Genomic DNA, 22,770 nt, shown 5'->3' with positions numbered 1-22,770 from the left:
AAGCTATAAATATCTTTCTTGATAAACTTTTTGATGGTGTTTTTGATGACCAATAATAATAAAAGCTATCGCACGAACCGAAATAGATGTATTAGAAGCTGTACCAGTTCTCAGCAATTGTTCCTCTGAAAAACTTTTAAACAAAGACAACGTAGCCTGTCTTACTACAGCCATTTCTGTCAACAACCCTTGAAGGTTTCTTTCATTAGCATTTGTATTATCAACGTAATAATTTTCTTCAAAACCTGGCAACGGTGTTTTATCATTTCTGGAAATTCGTAAAGCACGATAGGCAAAAATTCGTTCTGTATCAATAATATGTTGAATAATATCTTTGATAGTCCACTTTCCTTCTGCATATCTGTAATCAAATTTATCCATTGGGATATTTTGTACAAAACGAATAAAATCATGAAGGCAAATTTCCAATTCTTCAATCATATCTACATTTCCTGCCGCCTTAATATAAGTTGCATTAAATTCCGAATATTCATTTACAGGCAATTGATCTGTTTTCATTTTTTTTTAATTAAGCGGAGTTTCTACTTGCGTTAGTATTTCCAAAAAGCGAACGTGTTACAATTTTTTCGTACACTTTAATTAGCTTTTCATCAACAACACTTTCTTTATTTAATTCATTTATTCTAAGTAGAGCATATTGTTGTATTGTTAACAATGGCAATACAATACGTTCTCTTATTTGAATAGATGCTTTACCATCAGGATAGTTTTCCATTAACTCAGTATGACCTGCAATTTTTAGTAATAATCGTTTAGTTTCTAAAAACTCATCATAGATTATTTGCCAAAATTCACCAAACTGAGGGTCCTTTTTCATATATGCCGTTAACGGAAAGAAAGACTTAGCCAAGGACATCATACTATTTTCCAATAATGTTTTGAAAAATAATGAATTGTCATATAAATCTTGAACCTTTTCCCATTGATCTGTATCTTCATAATGTTTTAAAGCTGTACCTACTCCGTAAAATCCAGGGACATTTTGTTTCAGCTGACTCCAAGAACCAACAAAAGGAATTGCTCTTAAATCAGCAAAATCTAGTTGAGCAGACTTACTTCTTTTTGAAGGTCGGCTTCCAATATTTGTTTTAGCATAATATTTCAACGTACTCATTTGCTCTAAATACGGAATGAATTTTGGGTGATTTTTAAAACTCAGGTATTTTTGATATCCTAAGTTGGCCAGATGGTCCATTACCTCTTTTTCTGAACTAGATAAAATATTTTTGTTTTTACTAAATACTTGATTCGTAACACCAGCACTTAATAAGTTTTCTAAATTATGACGACATGAATCTAAAGTCCCAAAATTTGAACTAATTGTTTGTCCTTGCACTGTAATTTGGATTTCTTTGTTTTCAATATTTGGACCCAATGAAGCGTAAAACTTATGTGTTTTTCCTCCACCACGCGCTGGAGGCCCGCCACGTCCATCAAAAAATATAACATCTACACCGTACTGTCTTGAGATAGCAGTTAGCGCTTCTTTGGCCTGATAAATACTCCAATTGGCCATTAAGTACCCTCCATCTTTGGTTCCATCAGAAAAACCAAGCATAATAGTTTGCTTCATTCCTCTATCAACAAGATGTTTAGCATACATTGGATTAGTGTATAATTTTTCCATTACATTATGCGCGTCAAGTAAATCATCTACTGATTCAAACAAAGGAACAACATCTACTGTAGGAGTTTCCCAATTACTTAAACGAATCAAAGCGAATGTCTCCATTACATTAAGTGCGCTTTCATTGTTACTAATAATGTAACGATTAGCTCCAAATTCTCCGTTATTTTCTTGAATCACTTTGATTGCTTGAATAGATTCAATAGTTGATCTTGTAATTTCGTTTTCAAAATCATTCGGATTCAAATCTCCTTTTACATTAGATAAAACATCAAATTTTTCTATTTCTGTTAAATCGTAATAATTTTCAGGAAAAACTAAAGTATCCGATTTTAAATAGAAATCAAATACATCTTTAAATACAGCATCATGAATTTTACTGTTTTGACGGATATCTAATGTAGCAAAATGGAAACCGAACAAATTAACTTTAATAAGAAGCGCATCTAATTCATCTAAATACAAAGATTGATGTTGTTCAATAATAATAGCTTTAATCTTATTCAATTGTGCTTTAAATTCATCCAAAGTGATATAAATTTCCCCTTTAGAATAAAATACAGAACGGTAAAGCTTTTGTTCCAGTTCAGTAACTAAAACATCTACGTTAAAGAATGTTAGCTTCCTTTTTAAGTTTCTCATTTCAATGTAATAGCACTTCAAAATTGAGGTTCTTAAACGTTCCGCTACTTTCAATGTAATATCCGTAGTTACATAAGGATTACCATCACGATCACCACCTGGCCAAAAACCAAGTTTAATTAATGGATTCTGAATTGAAGTACCTTGAAACACATTTTTTTGAAGGTAATGAACCATATCTCCTGATGTATTATAAAATACATTCTCAAGATACCAAATCAAACTTACCGCTTCATCAAAGGGATTTGGTTTCTCATTTTTAATAAATGGAGTTTTTCCCAATTGAGCTAATAAATGTTTTATATTAAGTAATTTATTCTCACGAATAGCTTCCGTTAAATCATTAATAATACCTAAAACTGAACCTGGGTAAAACTGAGTTGGATGAGCGGTTAAAACAGTCCTTACATTGAAATTTTCAAGGAAATCTATCAGTTCTTCTTTCTTGCCCTTAGCATCTGCTTTTTCTTTAATATCTCTTAAAGACCCTCTCCCTTCCATATTATTAACAATAGGAAAAGCAGCATCTTCAACTGCATCAAATAATACAATTTGACGCTCGATATACTGGATAAAACGAAACATTAAGTCAATTTTATCGGCTTCAACTGAGCTATGTAAATATTTTTGAGAGAAAAATTCAATTATCTCTTTAGGAGTTTCTTGCTTTTTAAAACCTGTTTCACAAACTTCCGTAAATAAAGGAAGTAAAACTCCTGTATTATCAATAGAATCAAATGGTAAAGTGATAAAAACACTATTGTAAATGTTGTATTTTGAAAGAACATTTTGATTGAAACGTTCAATTTTAGGTAGTGTATACATAATTTTGTTATAGTTGGTTTGGTTTAATAGAAAATAGTTATAAAAAAATAACCCCAAGAACTAACTTGAGGTTATATTTAAAATATAGCATTCAAGTTTAATTACATATTTTTAAAAATAGTATGCATTAAGCGTTTTTTATCATTGATACTTTCTTCAAGTGAAATCATAGTTTCGGTTCTGTAAACACCATCAATATCGTCAATCATAAAAATAACATCTTTTGCATGCTTGGTATCTTTTGCTCTAATTTTGCAAAAAATATTAAATTTTCCCGTAGTCACAGAAGCTACTGTAACAAATGGAATTTCATTGATACGTTGTAAAACAAACTTGGTCTGTGATGTATTATTAAGAAAAACTCCTACATAAGCAATGAAAGAATAGCCTAATTTATCATAATCAAGTACTAATGAAGACCCCATTATAATTCCAGCGTCTTCCATCTTTTTTACCCTAACATGAACTGTTCCTGCAGAAATCAACAATTTTTTTGCAATATCTGTAAAAGGAACTCTTGTATTATCGATCAACATATCCAAAATTTGATGATCTACTTCATCTAAACGGAATTTACTCATATTTCTTTAATTAATATTATTACTCGCTATAACAAAGTATAAAAATATACATAAAAACAACAAAAAGACTAAAAATATTATTTTTTTATCAATCCGTTAACAAATTTCAAGCTTTTATCTAAATAAAAATCAGCTTTTTGATTTAATTTCGGAAAATTATCTAAATCATCTTTATACACTGCACCTTTAGCATCATACTCAAAATGACCGTAATAACCTTTCAACTCGCCAATTTCTACAATATAAGCATTAAAATAAATTTTATTTTCAATTAATTCTTCTTTGTATTGTGCAGCAAAATTCGTTATTTTTTCAATACCATCATAATTTATTTTGACATTTTTATATATAAAATCATAAAAAACGGGTTTATTTTGAGGAATGTTCAAATAATTATTAATTCTATTGATAACTATATCGTTTTCGCAAAGTATCGTAAAACTCGAAAGTAACGACATGAAAATATATTTTCTGGTTTTTTCTCTATTATAATCATTGCTAAAATGCCCCGCTTCAAACAATAAAGTTGGAACTCCTAATGACTGAAACGTATCACCAATGCAATTTATATTAAAAGAATCGTCGAATCTCCCTACTTGATTAGGTATATATTGTTGCAATACAGAATTAATACCTGCAATAAGATTAATTGCCTTAAGTCGAGAGTCATTTATATCTCGTTCTTCATTATAAGATGGTGCTAAAAAAGATACTGTAGCTACTTTACCTGTGTCACTTACGCCAAAAATTGTACGTTGATCATGAAGATTAAAACAATAGTCAGGCTTAAAAGACAAAAACGCCTCTCTAAGCACCCTACTTTCTGGTTGGGAAAGATCTTGGGAATCTCTATTTAAATCAATTGAATTTGCATTTACACGTGTATACAACTTTGCTCCATCAGGATTCAGAATCGGTATGGCATAAAAAGTAAAAGTAGAAAGCAATTTTTCAGCAAGATCAGTTCTGCTATTTAATAAGTTAAGAAAATCAAATAATGCCTTTGTAGTGGTACTTTCGTTTCCATGCATCTGAGACCATAGAAATATTTTGGTATCTCCATTTCCAATTTGGTATTTATAAATTGGTTTTTCAAGAACCGATTTTCCAATAACCGAAAGCTGGTTATTTGAATTTAATTTTTTTAATAAAGGTTCAATTGATTCCAAAGTTAGATACCTACCTTCGATAGACGCTTCTTTATTTTCAACGAATAATTGTTCTAAATTCATAGTATATTATTTAATTTACAAAAGTAAACAACTTTATTTTTACAAAAGTAAACTTAATTATTTGGGTTTAAATTATAATTGTAAACAGTATTATTCTACTTTGATTGCTAATTTTGCTACTGTTTATTAACAATTGTCACTCGTGTTAATATAGTTTGCTATTTATTAATAATCAGATACTTACATAACTTTATGTAATGTTATTATTTACTATTTAAATACTCGTTTTTATTATTTACATATGTAATATTGTCTTTTAGCTGTTTTTTATTTACATTTGTAATTCTATTAACCGGAATGGTAATTTACAATGGTAAACACTGAGGATTTTATAAAACGTTTAGAAATTATACTTGAATATTATAGTATTAATGCTTCTACATTTGCAGATAAAATTGGCGTACAACGATCTAGTTTGTCTCACCTTCTATCAGGAAGAAACAAACCAAGTCTTGATTTTATTTTGAAAATTTTGGAAGAATATCCTGATGTAGATTTGTATTGGATTTTAAATGGAAAAGGAAGTTTTCCAAAAAATGGAGATAAAGATCTAGTAGTTGAAAATAGTGTAACTCCTGAATTAAAATTAAATCACACTACTCCAACAGCAGCATCTTCAATTCCTGAAAACTTATTTTCTCAAAATGAAAATGATAAAGAAAGTCTCCCAAATGTTGAAAGTGAAATCATTTCTGGAGATGTGGATAAAATCGTGTTTTTTTTTAAAGATGGAACTTTTAAAATTTTCAAACCCCAATAAATAATTTGTATTTTGAAAATTGCAAAAGCATCAATTACATTTTAAATCCATATTCTGGATTTTTCCCTTCTACTCCAATAAAGTGTTTTTTTAGAATTTCGATATCTACATCTAAATTTCCTGTCGGCATCAATGGTAAGCCTAAATTGACTTCTTTTTTTCCAAAATCAAATGTCACTGGAATTATTGGAACATTTGCTTTTAAAGCGATATAATAAAAACCTGTTCTAAGTTCGCTTACTTTTTTACGTGTCCCTTCAGGAGCAACTGCTAATCGAAACGTTTTTCTTCTTTCAAAAATAGCAGCAATTGAATCAACTTTATTTAATCCTCCAGATCTGTCTAAAGGTTCCCCTCCCATATATCTAAAATAATAACCAAAAGGAAAACGAAATAACTCTTTCTTACCTACCCAATTCATATCTAAACCAGTTATTCCTCTTGTGAATATCCCTAAGTAAAAATCATGTGCGCTTGTATGTGGCATTACCATCATCACACACTTTTTTATATTTGCATCTATACTGCCAACAATTCTCCAGCCCATAAGCTTGAAAAATATACATTTATATATTTGTTTCTTCATTCCTACGTAATTTTGTGCAAAGTATATAATTTTAAACTAATTTAGATAAAAACTGCAATTGATGCTGAAAAAAATATTGAGTTATATTATTCCTATAAAAATTCATACCAAAAAATCTGCTTTAAGCAAATCACTAGAGGTTACCTGGGCCAATGGAGAATTAGTTTTAGATTCTAAAAACACAAACTACTCTTATGGCAGTTTACAGCGCATTTTAAGATTAGGTTTAAAAAATATAGGATTTCATAACATTACACCTATGAAACATATTTTAGTACTTGGTGTAGCAGGAGGTAGTGTAATTAAAACTTTGGTTGATGAAATAGATTATAAAGGTAAAATAACAGGAGTAGAAATCGATTCAGATATAATTAATATAGCCAATCAATATTTTAACCTAGATAAAATTGACCAACTTGAAATCATTATTGATGATGCATTTGAATTTGTATTAAAAACAAAAAATAAATATGATTTGATTATTATTGACATCTTCCAAGATACTAAGATGCCTAATTTTTTATTTGAATCTTTTTTTATCAATAGAATCTGTTTTCTACTTAAAAGCAAAGGATTTGTTCTCTTCAACACTATGCTTTTGGATAAAAAAGATGATGTAAGAAATGAGAAATACATTGCTGAATTTGATACTATTCATTTTAAAATCAAATCCATTCCCAGGGTTGAAAATCATAATGAATTAATCGTTATCGAGAAATTAATATAAGTTTTGCTTTCTTTTTATTGATACATAAAAAAATTAATATTTTTTTTGTTATTATAATAATTAAATGTACTTTGCGTCATACTAACACATATAAATTAGTGTTACTACAAAAGTTAATTATTTGTACCATGAAAAAAAAGAATATTAAAAAAACTGTTTTGACATTAACCGTTTTATCCAGTATTACTCTAATGTCATTTATTGATCCCCCAAAATACCGTGATTTAAACAAAAACGGAAAAATGGATCCTTATGAAAATATAAAACTTCCTATCGAAAAAAGAATCAGTAATTTGATTTCTTTAATGAATATAGAAGAAAAAGCAGGGATGATGTTTATTAACGGAACGCTAATTAACACCGATGGTACTATTGATAAAAAAGAAGGTGCAACTGGTATGGCAGCTCGGCTTCCTTCTCCTCGTGAATTGATTGAAAATAAAAAAATGAATCACTTTAATTATTGGCAAGCACCCAATGTTAAAGAAATAGCTATGGGCTACAATGCCATTCAAAAAGTAGCCGAAGGTACTCGTCTTGGAATTCCAGTTACAATTGCATCTGATCCTCGTCATTATTTTAGTAATAATGTTTTCGCTATGGAAGCAAATGGATTTTCACAATGGCCTGAACAACTTGGTTTTGCAGCAATTAATGACACTCAATTAATGCAAAAGTTTGGTGATATTGCACGTCAAGAATACCTAGCTGTTGGAATTCGTGAAGCGTTACATCCTATGGCTGATTTAGCAACGGAACCGCGTTGGCCTCGTGTTAGTGGGACTTTTGGAGAAGATGCCAATCTTTCTGCTCGAATGATTAAAGCGTACATTTTGGGTTTTCAAGGAAACAAATTAGATGTAAACAGTGTAGCAACTATGACCAAGCACTTTTCTGGTGGAGGTCCTCAAAAAGAAGGACTTGATCCTCATTTTCAATATCAAAAAGGACAAGTATATCCAGGTAATAATTTCAATTATCATTTAATTCCATTCGAAGCGGCTTTCGATGCACATACAGCTGCAATTATGCCTTATTATGGTGTGCCAATGGAACAAACTTCTGAGAATGTAGGTTTCTCTTATAACAAAGACATTATTACACGACTTTTACGTGATAAATACAAATACGATGGTGTAGTTTGTACTGATTGGGGTTTAGTTACTGATACTCAAATGGGTCCTGTTGTATGGCCGGCACGTGCTTGGGGGGTTGAAAACCTTAGTGAAAAAGAACGGGTAAAAAAAATAATTGAAGCTGGTTGTGATCAATTTGGTGGAGAAAATTGCCCGCAATATATAGTTGAATTAGTTAAAGAAGGACAAATAAAAGAGTCTCGTATTGACCAATCTATCAGACGTTTGTTGAGACAAAAATTTACTTTAGGTTTATTTGATAATCCATACGTTGATGTAGAAAAAGCAACCCAAATTGTAGGTCGTGCCGATTTTAGAAAATTAGGTGACGAAACACAACGTCGTTCTATGACTTTATTAAAAAATGACATTAAACTTCCATTAACTGCTGTGGCAAAATTGAAGATTTATGTAAAAAATATTGATCCTAAAATAGCTTCTAAATATGGACTTATTGTAGCACTTCCTGAACAAGCAGATGTTGCTATTATACGCTTGAATACTCCATGGGTACCATTAGAAACTGATAATCCTTTTGCCAAAGGGTTTCATCACGGAGATTTAGATTTTAAAGGAAAAGACCTAGAAGACGTAATTACACTTTGTAAAACAGTTCCTACTATTGTTGATATTTACTTAGATCGTCCTGCTGTTTTTCCTGAGATTAATGCTGCAGCCAAAGGTGTTTTTGGAAATTATGGCGCTAGCGATGCAGCCTTATTGGATGTGATTTTTGGAAATGCTAAACCCGAAGGAAAATTACCTTTTGAGCTTCCGTCTTCGATGGAAGCGGTAAGAAATCAAAAAGAAGATGTGCCTTATGACTCTAAAGATCCTTTATACCATTTTGGTTTTGGATTGAGTTATTAGATTTTTAATTGTTGTTAGTTAATTATGTTTCTAAAAAATGCTTCTCTATAAATATGAAGCATTTTTTTTGATTTTAATTCAACACGTTAAAGATGGAATCTAAACTAATTATTTTGTACTTTCGGTAGGAACAGTAAAACTAAATTTGGATGAAAAAAACGGTACGGAAACTACTTTTAGGAAATGTAGCCAAAATGGGAAAACCAAAATTTAATCCTATTCAAAAACGAATTCAAAATATAAATGCAATCTGGAACAACGACCATCAGGATGACAATGGAATTGAAAAAATTGTGCGCTTGTTTCTTTCCTCCTCTCAATTGTTTTTTCCTGGTATTTATATCAAATATTTAGTTTCTAAAAAAGGGGCTGAATATGAAGATTTGGCTGTTGATTTTTATGTTTTGCTAAAGGTAGCACTTCCTCTTACTATTTTAATGAATGAATGGCAAACGAACCCGTTACTTCTTGGCATTATGGTTTATGTAATGCTAGAAACCGTTTTGTATATCCCAACCTTGATTTTTGCTTCCGATTTATTTTCAAAACCGCGTTCTTACAAAAGATCAATGTTGTTACTTTTCTTTAATTATTTAGAAATGGTATTTGCTTTTGCCGTTTTATATACTTGCGATAATTATTTAAATAGACCTTTTCATCATTGGTTTGATGCTATTTATTTTAGTACTGTAACATCATCAACCATAGGATTTGGCGACTACTATCCTGTTAAAACCTTTGGTAAGTTTTTGGTGAGTATGCAATCTCTTTTGGTACTATTATATGTAGTACTATTTTTGAATTTTTTCTCTACTAAAATAAAGTCTAAAGGGTATTTTGACCAAGATAACGATGCCTAATTACAACATTTTCCTAGCTTTTTTTAAGTCTTCCAAGGTGTCAATACCAATTCCAACATGGGTAGTTTCTACCATTTTTATGCGTTTACCAAATTCCAAATAGCGAAGTTGTTCCAGTTTTTCAGATGCTTCTAATGCCATCATAGGTAAACTATAAAAATCTAACAACGCTTGTTTTCTAAAAGCATAAATTCCTATGTGTTGCATATAGCGCACACCTACATTTTTCTCTCTTGGATAAGGAATTACTGAACGCGAGAAGTACAAAGCAAATTGATTTTGATCGGTAACTACTTTTACATTATTGGGATTGTTAATTTCATCTTCAATAGTAATTTCGCGCATTAAGGATGCCAAATCTACTTTTTTATCCAAATCATTTTTAAATACTTCAATCACTTTTGCCAAAGGTTCCGCATCAATAAATGGTTCATCACCTTGCACATTTATTACGATATCTACATCTAGATTTTCAACAGCTTCAGCAATTCGATCACTCCCCGACTCGTGTTCTTTGATACTACGAATCGCTTTACCGCCATGAGCAACAATTTCATCAAAAATTAAATCTGAATCGGTTACTACAAATACATCATCAAATAAATTGGTATTGATGGCTGCTTCATATGTTCTTAAAATTACCGTTTTGCCTCCCAAGTCCTGCATTAATTTAGCTGGAAATCGAGTTGACGCGTAACGGGCGGGAATGACTGCTATTATTTTCATTTTATTATTATTTTGCCATGAAGGCGCTAAAATACAAAGTTAATTTAGTGCGCCAAATATAAGTTTTATTTTATAAAATCTTAACCGAAGTCATACTCAACGAACCCGCTAAAAGTTTATTATTAAACAAACTTAATTCTTCGGTTTTTCCTTTTAGTCCTAAAGTATAAATCAAAGGCAAATAATGGTCTGGTGTAGGTATCGCTAATTGAAAGGCTTTACTTTGTTTTTCAAAATCAATAAGCGGCTGAAAGTCTCCATCTAGCAAATAATCATTTATTGTAGCTCTTGCTTCAATCGCCCAATCGTAACCATAATCATCTCTATGGAAATTCTGAAAATCAACCAATCTTAAATTATGAACTATATTTCCACTTCCAATTATCAAAACGCCTTTAGTACGCAAAGCGCTGAGTTTTTGAGCCAATTCAAAATGATATTTCCCTGGTTTAGTATAATCAATACTCAACTGAATTACAGGAACATGAGCATCTGGATATAAATGTTTAATTACACTCCAAGCACCATGATCTAATCCCCAATGTTCGTCAAGTTCCACTTCGGTGGGAAGCAATAATTTGGTAGTTTCTACTGCTAGTTCAGGACTTCCTTTTGCAGGATACTGCACATCAAATAATGCTTGAGGGAAACCTCCAAAATCGTGAATTGTTCTTGGCATTTCCATTGCAGTAACCTTTGTGCCATTAGTAAACCAATGTGCCGAAATACACAAAATAGCATTGGGTTCTGGTAATGTTTTGGCTAAATTTCTAAAATTGGCTACAAACTCATTTTCTTCAATTGCATTCATTGGACTCCCGTGTCCTAAAAATAAGACAGGCATTTTTTCGGTATTCGAAAAAGAACTAGAAATTTTATGTAAGTCGTTTAAAGTATTCATATCAAGTAATTGTCCTAATAATCATTAAATGTAAAAATCTTTTCTTTTATAAAGATTCATTTTATAAAAAAATGGACAAATTAAATTGCCCATTTTTTATAAATCAAAAAAATCTATATTTTTATTTTGAATAAACTTGTTTCAAAAAAGCTTCTAATGTGATCGGTTTTCTTCCTAACAATTTTTCTAAGTCCGAAGATTCTGCTTGAAACTCACCTTGCTTTATCGCTTCGGCAAAACCTACAAACATTCCAATATATTCCCCTGGAACTCCTGCCTGAGTCAAAACAGCTTCGTAATCTTTAGGGTCAGGACTTATATAATTTACAGTAGTATTTGTAATTTTACTTAGAGTATCTGCAATTTCTTGCATCGAATAATTTTCGACATTATTCATCCCGTATTCTTTATTCTCATGACCCTCAGTTATTAAAACAGTAGCAACAGCTTCAGCTAAATCATTTCTAGATACATATGCAGCAGCAGTTTCACCTGCTGGAAAATAAATTCCAGTATCTAAAACTTTCTCACCTAAAAACATAGGTAAAACATCTAGGTATAAATTATTTCTAAAAATAGTATACTTCATTCCGCTTGCCTTAATAGCATTATCCGTATCAATATGTGATTTGGCCAAAAAGGCAATTGGAGAGCTATCAGATTCATTTTTACGTTCAAAACTAGTATACAAAATATGCTTCACTCCTGCTTCTTTGGCCGCTTTTACAGCAGCTAACTGTTGTTTACTACGATTAGCTAAATCAGTTCCTGAAACCAATAATAATTTATCAATTCCTTGAAATGCAGCTAACAACGATTCATAATTATCGTAATCCCCTATTTTTAATGTAATTCCTTTTGCTTTCAAATCAGCTGCTTTGCCTTCGTCTCTAACTAGGGCTGAAATATTGGAGACTGCAATTTCTTTTTTCAACAAAAAATCAATTGTTGTTTTTCCGAAATTACCTGTCGCTCCTGTGACCAAAATTTTTGTATTCATTATTTTTTGTATTTATATTATTTCTAATACAAAGATAACTACCTTTGCTTCTTAAAGTATAGTGATATACTAAAGTATATCGATATACTTTAGTATACTATCAGTAAAATAAGGAGCTATGGAAAATAAAATAAGCTTTAAAGATGTAAAAGCATGTCCAATTCAGTTTGTATTGGCTGTAAATGATACTTTGAATGTCATTAGTGGAAAATGGAAACTACCTATTATTGGGTCATTACTATTTGAAAAAAGACGATTTACTGATATACTGCGCAATATTCCTAAAATCACACCACGAATGTTATCTAAGGAATTGAAAGATCTAGAAATGAACGGAATGGTGAAACGTACTGTTTATGATACGATACCAATAGCAGTTGAATATGAATTAACAGAATCAGCTAAATCCTTAGGTGATGTTTTAGATAAAATGCTAGAATGGGGTTTGCAACATAGGGAAACAGTACTTGCGGAAAAGTAGACCTCAATATTATCTATTCGACAAAATTCTCATCTTTAAACCCAATCAAATACAACTTGCTCTTTGCTCTTGTAATTGCCGTATACAACCATCGAATGTAATCACTATCTATTCCATTAGGTAAATAAGGTTGTTCAATAAAAACCGTATCCCACTGCCCTCCTTGTGACTTATGGCAGGTTATGGCATATGAGAACTTTACTTGTAATCCGTTGAAATATTCATTGGCTTTTACTTTTTGGAACTGCTTGTATTTAGTTTCTCCTTCGTAATCTTTCAATACTTCTTGATACAATCTATTGGATTCCTCATACGTTAAAGATGGAGATTCGCTTTTTATGGTGTCTAATAATAAAACGGTTTCAAACGGAATTTGATTTGGGTAATCGACCATTCGTATTTTTACTTTGGCAAACTTAAAACCGTATAATTCTTGAATTTTAAAAATCTCCAGCACTTCAATAATATCACCATTGGCAATAAAACCAGCTTCATCTGAATCTTTTAGCCAAAAATAATTATTCTTTACTACCATTAAAAAGTCACCTGTAGACAACTCACTTTCCTTATCGAGAATTTTGGTTCGTATTTGTTCGTTGTATTGATTGGCCCTTTTATTCGACCGAACAATGAAAGCCGTATCTTCAATACTATAATTACTATATGCAGAATTAATGGCATCTTGAATGTCATATCCATCTGTTAACCGAACAATATCTTTGAATTTTTTGACATCAAATTTAAAATCGGTTATAAAAGAATCTTCCAATAAAGTACGAAGCTCCGTAGCATTATATAAAATACCGGAACCTTCTTCCTGACGCATTACTTCATTGAGTTCAATATGCTCGACTTCTTTATTGTAATTGATACTTAAAGTATGAATATCTAATGCAGGGCTGATATCTAAATTTACCGGTGGCAATTGTGCGGTATCTCCCAAGAGTATCATTTTACAGTTGGCTCCTGAATAGACATAAGAAATCAAATCGTCTAGTAGCGATCCGTTTTCATACATTTTAGAATCGGAATTCGTATCCGAAATCATAGAAGCTTCATCGACTATAAATATGGTGTTTTTATGTTTATTGGGTTGCAAAGTAAACGACACTCCACCTCCCGAAGATTTCTTTGGAAAATATATTTTTTTATGAATCGTAAAAGCAGGCTTGTTCGAATAATTAGCAATTACTTTGGCAGCACGACCTGTAGGCGCCAGTAAAACGTACTTTTTGTTAATTTCTAATAGGTTATTTACAATAGTAGAAATCACAGTCGTTTTTCCAGTTCCAGCATATCCTTTAAGTACAAAAATAGTGTCATTGTGCGTATCCGTTAAAAAAATGGCGATTTTTTGAAAAAAAATATCCTGATTGTATGTAGGAGCAAAAGGAAACTGTTTTCGTAAAAGGCTATAGAACAAGGAAGAATTCATCTGGGCTTTGTTATTGTAAAATGAACTTCAAATATAAGGATGAAATTCCGGTGAATCACATTAAATCCCATTAGAATCAAAAAAAATTGTAAGTTTGCAATTGCATTTAATCGATTCAAAATTCCATATTTAGATTGGGTTTCAAAAAAGTTTATGTCTACACAAAATACGAATATTACCGAAAAGAAATATAAAAAACTGTCTATTCAAGTTTCCTTGACTGGACTTTCTTTTTGTTGTTTTGATACATTAAACAATACCATAACTTCTTTTAATGAAGTTCATTTTGACAGTTTCCATAAAGGAATACAAATTGAAGATTTATTTTCGAATGCTTTTCAGGAATATGCTGAATTGAATGACAGCTATGATGATGTGCTCATTATACACAACAACAATCTTTCCACATTTGTTCCTGAACCCTTATTCGATGAGAATTTTATAGGTAGTTATTTACAGTATAATACAAAAGTTTTTAAAACTGATTTTTTCGCTTTCGATGAAATTAGCAATTATCAAATCAACTGTGTCTATATTCCTTATGTGAATATGAATAATTTTTTTATTGACAAATTTGGTGCTTTTGATTATAAGCATGCGAATAGTATTTTGATCACTACCCTTTTGGATGCATCCAAAAATATTGACGATAAAAAAATGACTGTCCATTTTAATAAAGGCCATTTTGAAATTATTGTTATTCAAAATCAAAAGATGTTATTATTCAACTCCTTTGATTACCAAACACCCGAAGATTTTATTTATTACGTTTTATTTACTGCAGAACAATTGAATATGAATCCAGAAAAATTCTTATTGGAATTAATAGGAGATATTGATACAGAAAGTGAATTTTTCAAAATAGCATACAAATACATCCGTAACGTTTCTTTAGTAGACGTTGAGGCTTTACGATGGAACAATTATTTTTCTGAGGCCGAAAACAGAAATCATTATATACTTTTCAACTCATGAGAATCATTTCAGGAAAATACAAAGGAAGACGCATAAATCCACCAAAAGGATTACCCGTTCGCCCTACAACCGATATGTCTAAGGAAGCTTTATTCAATGTTTTAAATAACCATTTTAGTTTTGAAGGATTGAAAGTATTGGACTTATTCGCTGGAACAGGAAATATAAGCTACGAATTTGCCTCTAGAGGAAGTTCTCCAATAACCTCAGTTGACGGGGATTTTGGTTGCGTGAAATTCATAAAACAAACAGCCGCTGAATACGATTTTAATATTGCAGCTACGAAAAGTGATGTCTTTAAATTTTTAGAAAGAAACAATGCCACTTTTGATATTATTTTTGCCGATCCACCTTATGCTTTAGACCAAGCTACATTCGATAGAATTGTGCTGCTTGTTTTTGAAAAAAACAGTTTGAATCAAGACGGAATGATGGTTATTGAGCATTCAAAATATACTAAACTAGATCATCTAATTCATTTTTCATTTAAGAAAAGTTATGGCGGATCTATTTTCAGTTTCTTCGAATTACCATCATCTGACGAGGAGTTAGACGAGGATTTATTTGAAAACGACGGGGAAGAAGAATAATCAGATAAGATTTACAAAAAGAAAATGCCTTGTAATTGCAAGGCATTTTCTTTTTTAGTATAGGAAAAAAAATCTTAAATATTAAAATCTAAAACTACCGATAATTTATCTAAAACCATTTTATAATTTGGCGTTTCTACTTCATATTTCAATCCTTGTTGCACTACAAATTCTGTCAAGGATGCCAATTCAAATTTACGTCCAGCCAATACATCACGATGCATCGAAGACGTAGCGCTATGTGGTGTTTTTTCTAATTTTAAAATAGTTTGCATAATAATGTCATTAGGTAATTCCAATCCTTTAACAGCGGCAATCAGCGTGATTTCATTGAGAAGACCAACATATAATTTTCGGCTAGAATCGGTACTTAGAATTTCACCTACATTTTGGTTCAAATAAGAAGTAGCTGATGCTAATGCGGATATGAAAATAAATTTTTCCCAAACCGTTTCTTCAATGTTGTCTACTAAATAACTCTCTATCGTTGCCTTTTTAAAAATGGATTGTAAGGCTTTCAGTTTAGAAATAGAGGCTGTTCTAGATCCAAAAAATAATTTTTCGTACGCCCCTATTTTTGTAATTTCACCAGGAGCATTAATCATCGAAACGATATAAACACAACCTTCTAAAACAACATTATCAGGATAAAGGATACTAATTCTTTCTGGCGCATCAACACCATTGTACAAAGGTAGAAAAACGGTGTTTTTTGTAATGCACTTTTGAAGCGCAAGAAGACTCTCTTCAATATCATACGTTTTTGTAGCACAAATGAGGTAATCTAATTTTCCTATTATTGCAGGATCATTAGATACTATGCTTGGAAAAACAATCATTTCATTGTCATCCGAAACAATTTTTAAGCCAGATCGCGCTATTGCTTTTTGAGTTTCCCCACGTGCGATAAATACAATCTCAATTTGATCTGATTCAGCATAGGCTTTCGCCAAAAGTCCACCAAAATAGCCACCTACTCCACCCAAACCTAATATACCTATTCTTGTTTTCATAACCACTATTTAAAAAATTAAACCATTAAGAAATTTAGAAATCAAGTCTTTAGACTTAATATAACTGAATTTCTTAATGGTTCTCTTTTAGATTTCACAATCTTTGATTTATTAAATCTTTTAATAAAAATAACAGACCTATAAGCCGGATTCTGTATCCCGATAAATCGGGACCCTTATCATTTATCTAGATCTCGCATTACTACGAGACTCAAGCTATCTACCCTTCAACAACGGACGAGAAGCCCTTAAATGCTGATATACTTGATATTTCACCGCATAGAGTTTACCTGGTTTCACTACAGCATTACCTGTACATACTTTCTGTTGCACTTGTCCTAATCCGATTACTCGAACCGACGGGTATTACCCGCTATGCTTCTCTAAGGTGTCCGGACTTTCCTCCCTTCCGAAAAATCGGAACGACGATAAGGCGGTCTGCTGGGCAAATTTACATTTTTTTATTCATGCTTTGCTATTTTAGAATCGTTACTTTAACAACACTTTTGCAATATCTTAATTATAAAATAGTTATCTTTAAGATGAAAAAAATCTCTTATCATGAAACCAATCTATCATTATTCGACCGTTTCTGAAGCTCTTGATAATTTGAATGAAATGGGGTTTACTTATGACTTTAATATTCATGAGGAAGATATTGTAAAGAAACCTCATAATTACGAAATCAAACACATCTACCGCTATGAAGGAGATTCGGATCCTGGAGACGAAGCTGTGGTTTACGGCATTAAATCTACTTCAGGAAAAAAAGGGGTATTTGTTGCTGGATTTTCGGCTAATTCTGATAGCAAAGTGGCGCAAATATTATCAAAACTATGTGTTGATGAAAATGATCAACAATGCAGAATTTAAAGTATAAAAAATAGTAAAAAAAACAAATTAAGATAAAAATATGAAAAACATGTACCATTATGCTTCTGTTTCAAAAGCTTTAAATGAATTAAATGAAAAAGGATTTACCTATGATTTTAATATCCACGAACAGGAAATTGTAAAAAATCCAAATCAACATGAAATTATTCATATTTACCGTTATGAAGGAGATTCAAATCCAGATGACGAAGCAATAGTGTATGGTATTAAATCTGAATCAGGTACAAAAGGTGTTTTTGTTTCTGGTTTTTCAGCTAATTCAGTTAGTGAGGCTGCACAAATATTAATAAAACTTTCAATAGAAGAGAAAAACAGATAAATTTCTCAACTCATTTCCTAATTATATTTTTTAAATTATTCGTCCCAAATAATTATTTTTTTTCAAAGCTATATTTCGAACTAGATTTAATCGTAATTTGATGTTACTTACCGAAATAATAATTAAACGAATTAAAAATGAGGGTCCATTATCCTTTCGGGATTTTATGGAGATGGCTTTGTATTTTCCAGAATTAGGTTATTACAATTCAAAGAAAAATAAAATTGGACAAGACGGAGATTTTTATACCAGTGCAAATCTTTCTGAATCTTTTGGTGCAATGATAGGCCGGCAAATAGAAGAAATGTGGGAAATACTGGATAGAAAGCCCTTTAAAATTATTGAATACGGAGCAGGAACGGGGCTTTTATGTCGGGATATTTTACATTATTTAAAAAATAACACCACATTATACAAAGACTTAAGCTATTGCATAATAGAAAAAAGTGAGAGTATGCGTGCTGTTGAAAAGAAATATTTAATTGAAAAAGTAACTTGGCACAATTCTATAAAAACAATTCCAGATATAAATGGCTGTATCTTATCCAATGAAGTTATTGATAATTTTTCAGTTCATCAAGTAGTAATGGACGAAGAACTTAAAGAAGTATTTGTAGATTATGACAATGGATTTATCGAAGTGCTACAGCCAGCTAAAAAGGAGCTTAAAGAGTACCTAAAAACTTTAAAAGTAGTACTTCCAAAAGGATATCGAACAGAAATTAATCTGGAGGCAATAGCATGGATAAAGGAAGTTTCACAATTTCTAAATAAAGGATATATTATTACAATTGATTATGGCTCTTTCTCTTCTGATCTATATCGAAATGCGAGAAGCAGTGGCACATTATTATGCTATAACAAACATCAAAAAAATGAAAATCCATACCAACTTATAGGTTATCAAGATATTACGTCACATACTAATTTTTCGGCACTTGGCCGTTGGGGTTTAAAATATGGAATTAATTATTGTGGAATGATTGATCAAACCAATTTTTTAAGAGCACTTGGCATTAAAGAATACCAAAACAGAGCCTTAAACAATCCCTTATGTAAAAGTCAAGTAAAAATTCATGAATCCTATATTAATTACGGATTATTGATGGCGATGGGAATGAAATTTAAAGTATTAATTCAACAAAAAGGAATAAACCAAAACTCTTTATCAGGATTAAAATTTGCAAAAACTTCAGTAATTAAAACTATTGAATAAGTCCCTTTTTCATAATCTATATTTAATTTTGAATTAAGTAAATTATCCTTTTCATAATATAATCGCATTACCTATATTTGCTATCGAATAAAATTTATATGGAACAATTTGTAGTATCGGCTCGTAAATATCGTCCACAAACATTTAATGATGTTGTAGGGCAAAAAGCCATTACCAATACTTTATTGAATGCCATAGAAAGCAATCACCTTGCTTCTGCCCTCTTGTTTACTGGACCTCGCGGTGTTGGTAAAACTACTTGTGCTCGAATTTTAGCTCGGAAAATTAATCAACCTGGTTATGATGACCCAAATGAAGATTTTGCTTTTAATGTCTTCGAATTGGATGCGGCATCAAATAACTCTGTTGATGATATTAGAAATTTAATTGACCAAGTTCGCATTCCCCCACAAACTGGGAAATATAAAGTTTATATTATTGATGAGGTGCATATGTTATCATCAGCTGCATTTAATGCTTTCTTAAAAACATTAGAAGAGCCACCAAAACACGCTATTTTTATTTTGGCAACTACTGAAAAACATAAAATTATTCCAACGATTTTATCGCGTTGTCAAATATTTGATTTCAAAAGAATAACAGTAAAAGATGCTAAAGAACATCTTGCAGAAGTAGCTACGAATCAAGGTGTCGTTTACGAAGACGATGCATTACATATCATCGCTCAAAAAGCAGATGGCGCCATGCGTGATGCTTTGTCTATTTTTGACAGAGTAGTTTCTTATTGTGGTGCAAACTTAACACGTCAAGCAGTTACTGAAAATTTAAATGTTCTTGACTACGAAACTTATATTACAGTTACTGATTTAATACTTGAAAATAAAATTCCTGATTTACTAATGGCGTTCAATGAAATTCTTTCAAAAGGATTTGATAGCCATCATTTTGTATCTGGATTAGCTTCTCATTTTAGAGATTTATTAGTAAGCAAAAACCCATCAACTCTATCGTTATTAGAAGTAGGTGAACAAGCTCAAAAAATGTACGGTTTACAGGCTAAAAAATGCAGTCAAGACTTTTTATTAAAAGGAATTGCTATTGCAAATGACTGTGATTTAAAATACAAGCTAAGTCAAAATCAACGCTTACTTGTAGAACTTTGTTTGATGCAACTAGCCTCTATCACTTTTGATGGAGAAAAAAAAAAGTTGAGTCCTTTATAATTCCGCCAACTTATTTTAGAAAAAATGATTATTCGATAGCTGATAATACTAAAGCTACTGAACCAGTTAAAACAGCTGAAATTCCTGTTACGAATACAATTGAAGTTGCAGTAAGCACAGAACCAGAAAATATTATTTCTCCAAGTTCTTCTACAAGAATTATTGAATCAAATTCAGATGAACCAAAAATTTCAGCCTTTTCACTATCTAGTATTCGAGCCAAAAAAGCTTTAGAAGAAAGCAGTAAGTCCTTTGTAAAAGAGTCAGTGCATTTACCTACAGAAACTTTCACTGAAACAGAAATGTTAATTCAATGGACAAAATACGCCAAACGACTGGGTGACAAAGGATTTAAAATAATGGAATCAATATTACTTATCAATGACCCCGTTTTGAATGGATCCACTACAATACATTTTGAATTACCAAATGAAGGTTCGAAATTAGATTTTGAAAGTGAGAAAAATGGACTCTTAGGGTATTTAAGAAGTCATTTACACAATCATGACCTATCTATAGAAGTGATAGTTAATGAAAGTATTACTAGTAATAAAAGCTTTAACGATCAAGATCGTTACAATAGGTTACATGAAATAAATCCTAATATAGAACTACTAAGAACTACTTTTGGTTTGGATTTAAATGCCTAATTTATTTTATTAAACTCTTTTCAATACGAGTATCAGGTACTAACCAAATAAATGCCACAATTAAATAAATCACTCCCGAAATCCATTGGTTAAAAAAGGAAATAATAATTCCCAAAATATATAAAACGATTGACAACTTTCCTTTTAGGTCATTTTTAGTAGCTTTCCCTACTAAAGAATCTACTCCTTCCGTCTTTACAATACACGTTTGCAATAGATTAAAAGCTATTGCTGAAAACATTAGAATAATCCCGTATAAGGTCATTGTTGACTTAGAAAAATAATTTTCTCCCATCCAAGCTGTTGAAAATGGAATTAAGGACAACCAAAAAAGTAAATGTAAATTTGCCCATAACATTTTACCGTTAACTTTTGTAAGCCCTTGAAGTAAATGATGGTGATTGTTCCAATAAATACCTATATATAAAAAACTTAAAACATAACTTAAAAATTTTGGATAAACAGAGATTAAATCCTGAAATTCTTTTCCTTCAGGTGCTTTAATTTCTAAAATCATAATAGTAATGATAATTGCTAAAACACCGTCACTAAAAGCTTCTAATCTATTTTTATTCATCTTTTAGTTATATTTTTTCATAATACATTGCTTTTACAATTCCATCTGAAAGTCCAATTTTAGGCACATAAATCTGTCTTGCCCCACTCCACTTCATTGCATTAAGATAAATTCTAACTGCAGGAATAATTACATCAGCACGATCAGGGTTTAAACCTAATTCAGAAATTCTTTGCTCATAAGTTAATGAATTCAAAAAAGCATATTGAGAATTTATATAAATGTATGATAAAGGTTTCTCTTGCGTTTTACCCGACATTTTAAATAATTTATTGATATTCCCACCAGATCCAATAAGAGTTACTTCCTCATAATCAGCCGTATTTGTTCTAATCCATTTTTCAATTTCTTCCCAAACAACATCACAAACCATATTATTTAATAACCGAACAGTACCAGCCTTAAATGATCTGGAATTTACCATCTTACCATTAGAAAATAACGTGAATTCAGTACTTCCACCACCAACATCAACAAAAAGATACGTTTGATCCGTTTTTAATAAGTGATGTAAATCTGTCGATGCTATAATTGCGGCTTCTTTTTTACCATCAATAATTTCAATATTAATATCTGCTTTTTCTTTAATAACTTCTACCACTTCTTTTCCATTATAAGCTTCTCTCATTGCTGATGTGGCAAACGCTTTATAAGACTGCACCTTATGCACTTTCATTAAAAGATTAAATGCCTTCATTGCATCACACATCCTTTCGATATTCTCTTCGGAAATTTCACCAACTGTAAAAGCATCTTGTCCTAAACGAATTGGCACACGAACTAATGAGCTCTTATTAAATTGAGCTTCTTTACCCTCTTGTTCAACAATATTAACAATCAATAATCGCATGGCATTTGATCCAATATCGATTGCAGCATATTTTTTTATCTTAATCATTCTTTCTTATGAATTTTTATTTTTCAAAACGGTACTAAAAAAGT

25 protein-coding genes and 1 other RNA gene are annotated in these 22,770 nt (G+C 31.1%); 12 read left to right on the top strand and 14 right to left on the bottom strand.

All coding sequences use genetic code 11. The annotated features are described in order from the left end of the window. Positions 1-3: 3 nt before the first annotated feature. The 4 genes from AB3G39_RS10100 to AB3G39_RS10085 form a co-directional block, all read right to left on the bottom strand. The gene (locus tag AB3G39_RS10100; RefSeq protein WP_369753832.1) at positions 4-519 is read right to left on the bottom strand and encodes a DinB family protein; all 516 of its coding nucleotides are present in this window, start codon (positions 517-519) and stop codon (positions 4-6) included. A 10-nt stretch (positions 520-529) separates the two neighbouring features. Then, positions 530-3,115 (bottom strand): phosphoenolpyruvate carboxylase, encoded by a 2,586-nt coding sequence (locus tag AB3G39_RS10095; protein WP_369765079.1) that lies wholly within the window; start codon positions 3,113-3,115, stop codon positions 530-532. A gap of 101 nt (positions 3,116-3,216) precedes the next feature. Further along, positions 3,217-3,696 (bottom strand): Lrp/AsnC family transcriptional regulator, encoded by a 480-nt coding sequence (locus AB3G39_RS10090; protein ID WP_007139244.1) that lies wholly within the window; start codon positions 3,694-3,696, stop codon positions 3,217-3,219. 77 nt (positions 3,697-3,773) lie between these two features. After that, entirely contained in the window at positions 3,774-4,928 is a 1,155-nt protein-coding gene (locus AB3G39_RS10085; RefSeq protein WP_369765078.1) for a M14 metallopeptidase family protein, read from the bottom strand. 310 nt (positions 4,929-5,238) lie between these two features. Between AB3G39_RS10085 and AB3G39_RS10080 the strand changes: the two genes are divergently transcribed. Beyond that, on the top strand, positions 5,239-5,688 hold the full coding sequence (locus AB3G39_RS10080; RefSeq protein ID WP_369765077.1) for a helix-turn-helix domain-containing protein: 450 nt from the start codon (positions 5,239-5,241) through the stop codon (positions 5,686-5,688). A 34-nt stretch (positions 5,689-5,722) separates the two neighbouring features. On the opposite strand, the gene AB3G39_RS10075 is transcribed toward AB3G39_RS10080, so the two are convergent. Beyond that, on the bottom strand, positions 5,723-6,274 hold the full coding sequence (locus tag AB3G39_RS10075; protein ID WP_369753835.1) for a 1-acyl-sn-glycerol-3-phosphate acyltransferase: 552 nt from the start codon (positions 6,272-6,274) through the stop codon (positions 5,723-5,725). A 61-nt stretch (positions 6,275-6,335) separates the two neighbouring features. On the opposite strand from AB3G39_RS10075, the gene AB3G39_RS10070 reads away from it, so the two are divergent. The 3 genes from AB3G39_RS10070 to AB3G39_RS10060 all read left to right on the top strand — a co-directional run bounded on the left by AB3G39_RS10070 (position 6,336) and on the right by AB3G39_RS10060 (position 9,867). Next, positions 6,336-7,001, top strand: coding sequence for a spermidine synthase (locus AB3G39_RS10070; RefSeq protein ID WP_369765076.1), 666 nt, complete (start codon positions 6,336-6,338; stop codon positions 6,999-7,001). A gap of 128 nt (positions 7,002-7,129) precedes the next feature. Continuing rightward, on the top strand, positions 7,130-9,007 hold the full coding sequence (locus AB3G39_RS10065) for a glycoside hydrolase family 3 protein (protein WP_369765075.1): 1,878 nt from the start codon (positions 7,130-7,132) through the stop codon (positions 9,005-9,007). 149 nt (positions 9,008-9,156) lie between these two features. Next, positions 9,157-9,867, top strand: coding sequence for a potassium channel family protein (locus AB3G39_RS10060; protein ID WP_367753189.1), 711 nt, complete (start codon positions 9,157-9,159; stop codon positions 9,865-9,867). Here AB3G39_RS10060 and kdsB read toward each other — a convergent pair whose 3' ends face one another. From kdsB to AB3G39_RS10045, 3 genes are all read right to left on the bottom strand, one after another. Then, entirely contained in the window at positions 9,868-10,593 is a 726-nt protein-coding gene (gene kdsB, locus AB3G39_RS10055) for a 3-deoxy-manno-octulosonate cytidylyltransferase (RefSeq protein WP_369753838.1), read from the bottom strand. A gap of 70 nt (positions 10,594-10,663) precedes the next feature. After that, positions 10,664-11,494, bottom strand: a complete 831-nt coding sequence (gene ygiD, locus AB3G39_RS10050; protein ID WP_367770031.1) for a 4,5-DOPA dioxygenase extradiol — start codon at positions 11,492-11,494, stop codon at positions 10,664-10,666. Positions 11,495-11,615: 121 nt separating this feature from the next. Beyond that, on the bottom strand, positions 11,616-12,494 hold the full coding sequence (locus tag AB3G39_RS10045; protein ID WP_367770034.1) for an SDR family oxidoreductase: 879 nt from the start codon (positions 12,492-12,494) through the stop codon (positions 11,616-11,618). A gap of 118 nt (positions 12,495-12,612) precedes the next feature. On the opposite strand from AB3G39_RS10045, the gene AB3G39_RS10040 reads away from it, so the two are divergent. Continuing rightward, positions 12,613-12,975: a winged helix-turn-helix transcriptional regulator gene (locus tag AB3G39_RS10040; protein ID WP_367753196.1), complete on the top strand. Its 363-nt coding sequence runs from the start codon at positions 12,613-12,615 to the stop codon at positions 12,973-12,975. Positions 12,976-12,988: 13 nt separating this feature from the next. On the opposite strand, the gene AB3G39_RS10035 is transcribed toward AB3G39_RS10040, so the two are convergent. Beyond that, on the bottom strand, positions 12,989-14,410 hold the full coding sequence (locus tag AB3G39_RS10035; protein WP_367770037.1) for an ATP-dependent RecD-like DNA helicase: 1,422 nt from the start codon (positions 14,408-14,410) through the stop codon (positions 12,989-12,991). A 153-nt stretch (positions 14,411-14,563) separates the two neighbouring features. Between AB3G39_RS10035 and AB3G39_RS10030 the strand changes: the two genes are divergently transcribed. Both AB3G39_RS10030 and AB3G39_RS10025 read left to right on the top strand, forming a co-directional pair. Further along, positions 14,564-15,385, top strand: coding sequence for a DUF3822 family protein (locus AB3G39_RS10030; protein WP_369765074.1), 822 nt, complete (start codon positions 14,564-14,566; stop codon positions 15,383-15,385). After that, entirely contained in the window at positions 15,382-15,975 is a 594-nt protein-coding gene (locus AB3G39_RS10025) for an RsmD family RNA methyltransferase (protein WP_367770043.1), read from the top strand. The genes AB3G39_RS10030 and AB3G39_RS10025 overlap by 4 nt, the downstream gene beginning before the upstream one ends. A gap of 74 nt (positions 15,976-16,049) precedes the next feature. On the opposite strand, the gene AB3G39_RS10020 is transcribed toward AB3G39_RS10025, so the two are convergent. Beyond that, the gene (locus AB3G39_RS10020) at positions 16,050-16,988 is read right to left on the bottom strand and encodes a ketopantoate reductase family protein (RefSeq protein WP_369765073.1); all 939 of its coding nucleotides are present in this window, start codon (positions 16,986-16,988) and stop codon (positions 16,050-16,052) included. 125 nt (positions 16,989-17,113) lie between these two features. Further along, positions 17,114-17,433: RNase P RNA component class A (rnpB, locus tag AB3G39_RS10015), an RNA gene on the bottom strand. Between the two features lie 116 nt (positions 17,434-17,549). Here rnpB and AB3G39_RS10010 point away from each other — a divergent pair. The 4 genes from AB3G39_RS10010 (at position 17,550) to dnaX (ending at position 20,601) form a co-directional block, all read left to right on the top strand. Beyond that, positions 17,550-17,861 (top strand): hypothetical protein, encoded by a 312-nt coding sequence (locus AB3G39_RS10010; protein ID WP_369753846.1) that lies wholly within the window; start codon positions 17,550-17,552, stop codon positions 17,859-17,861. A 40-nt stretch (positions 17,862-17,901) separates the two neighbouring features. Further along, entirely contained in the window at positions 17,902-18,201 is a 300-nt protein-coding gene (locus tag AB3G39_RS10005) for a hypothetical protein (RefSeq protein ID WP_369753847.1), read from the top strand. A gap of 100 nt (positions 18,202-18,301) precedes the next feature. Beyond that, positions 18,302-19,417, top strand: coding sequence for a class I SAM-dependent methyltransferase (locus AB3G39_RS10000; protein WP_369765072.1), 1,116 nt, complete (start codon positions 18,302-18,304; stop codon positions 19,415-19,417). Between the two features lie 98 nt (positions 19,418-19,515). Beyond that, complete coding sequence (gene dnaX / locus AB3G39_RS09995; RefSeq protein ID WP_367770057.1) at positions 19,516-20,601, top strand: DNA polymerase III subunit gamma/tau; 1,086 nt, start codon at positions 19,516-19,518, stop codon at positions 20,599-20,601. 28 nt (positions 20,602-20,629) lie between these two features. Here dnaX and AB3G39_RS09990 read toward each other — a convergent pair whose 3' ends face one another. Further along, positions 20,630-20,893, bottom strand: a complete 264-nt coding sequence (locus AB3G39_RS09990; RefSeq protein WP_369753850.1) for a hypothetical protein — start codon at positions 20,891-20,893, stop codon at positions 20,630-20,632. A 67-nt stretch (positions 20,894-20,960) separates the two neighbouring features. Here AB3G39_RS09990 and AB3G39_RS09985 point away from each other — a divergent pair, with 67 nt between their 5' ends. Continuing rightward, complete coding sequence (locus tag AB3G39_RS09985; RefSeq protein WP_367753216.1) at positions 20,961-21,251, top strand: DNA polymerase III; 291 nt, start codon at positions 20,961-20,963, stop codon at positions 21,249-21,251. 1 nt (position 21,252) lies between these two features. Here AB3G39_RS09985 and AB3G39_RS09980 read toward each other — a convergent pair whose 3' ends face one another. Together AB3G39_RS09980 and AB3G39_RS09975 are read right to left on the bottom strand one after the other, a co-directional pair. Further along, positions 21,253-21,828 carry a TMEM175 family protein gene (locus tag AB3G39_RS09980; protein WP_367770063.1) on the bottom strand — a complete coding sequence of 192 codons (576 nt, stop codon included), beginning with the start codon at positions 21,826-21,828 and terminating at the stop codon, positions 21,253-21,255. A 7-nt stretch (positions 21,829-21,835) separates the two neighbouring features. Next, a complete protein-coding gene (locus tag AB3G39_RS09975) occupies positions 21,836-22,726 on the bottom strand; it encodes a Ppx/GppA phosphatase family protein (RefSeq protein WP_367753220.1) in 891 nt (296 codons plus the stop codon). Positions 22,727-22,770: the final 44 nt, after the last annotated feature.

Source organism: Flavobacterium sp. WC2416 (assembly GCF_041200095.1).
Classification (GTDB): domain Bacteria; phylum Bacteroidota; class Bacteroidia; order Flavobacteriales; family Flavobacteriaceae; genus Flavobacterium.
Note: the sequence above shows the minus strand (reverse complement) of the source record. Positions and strands in the feature narration are given on the sequence as shown.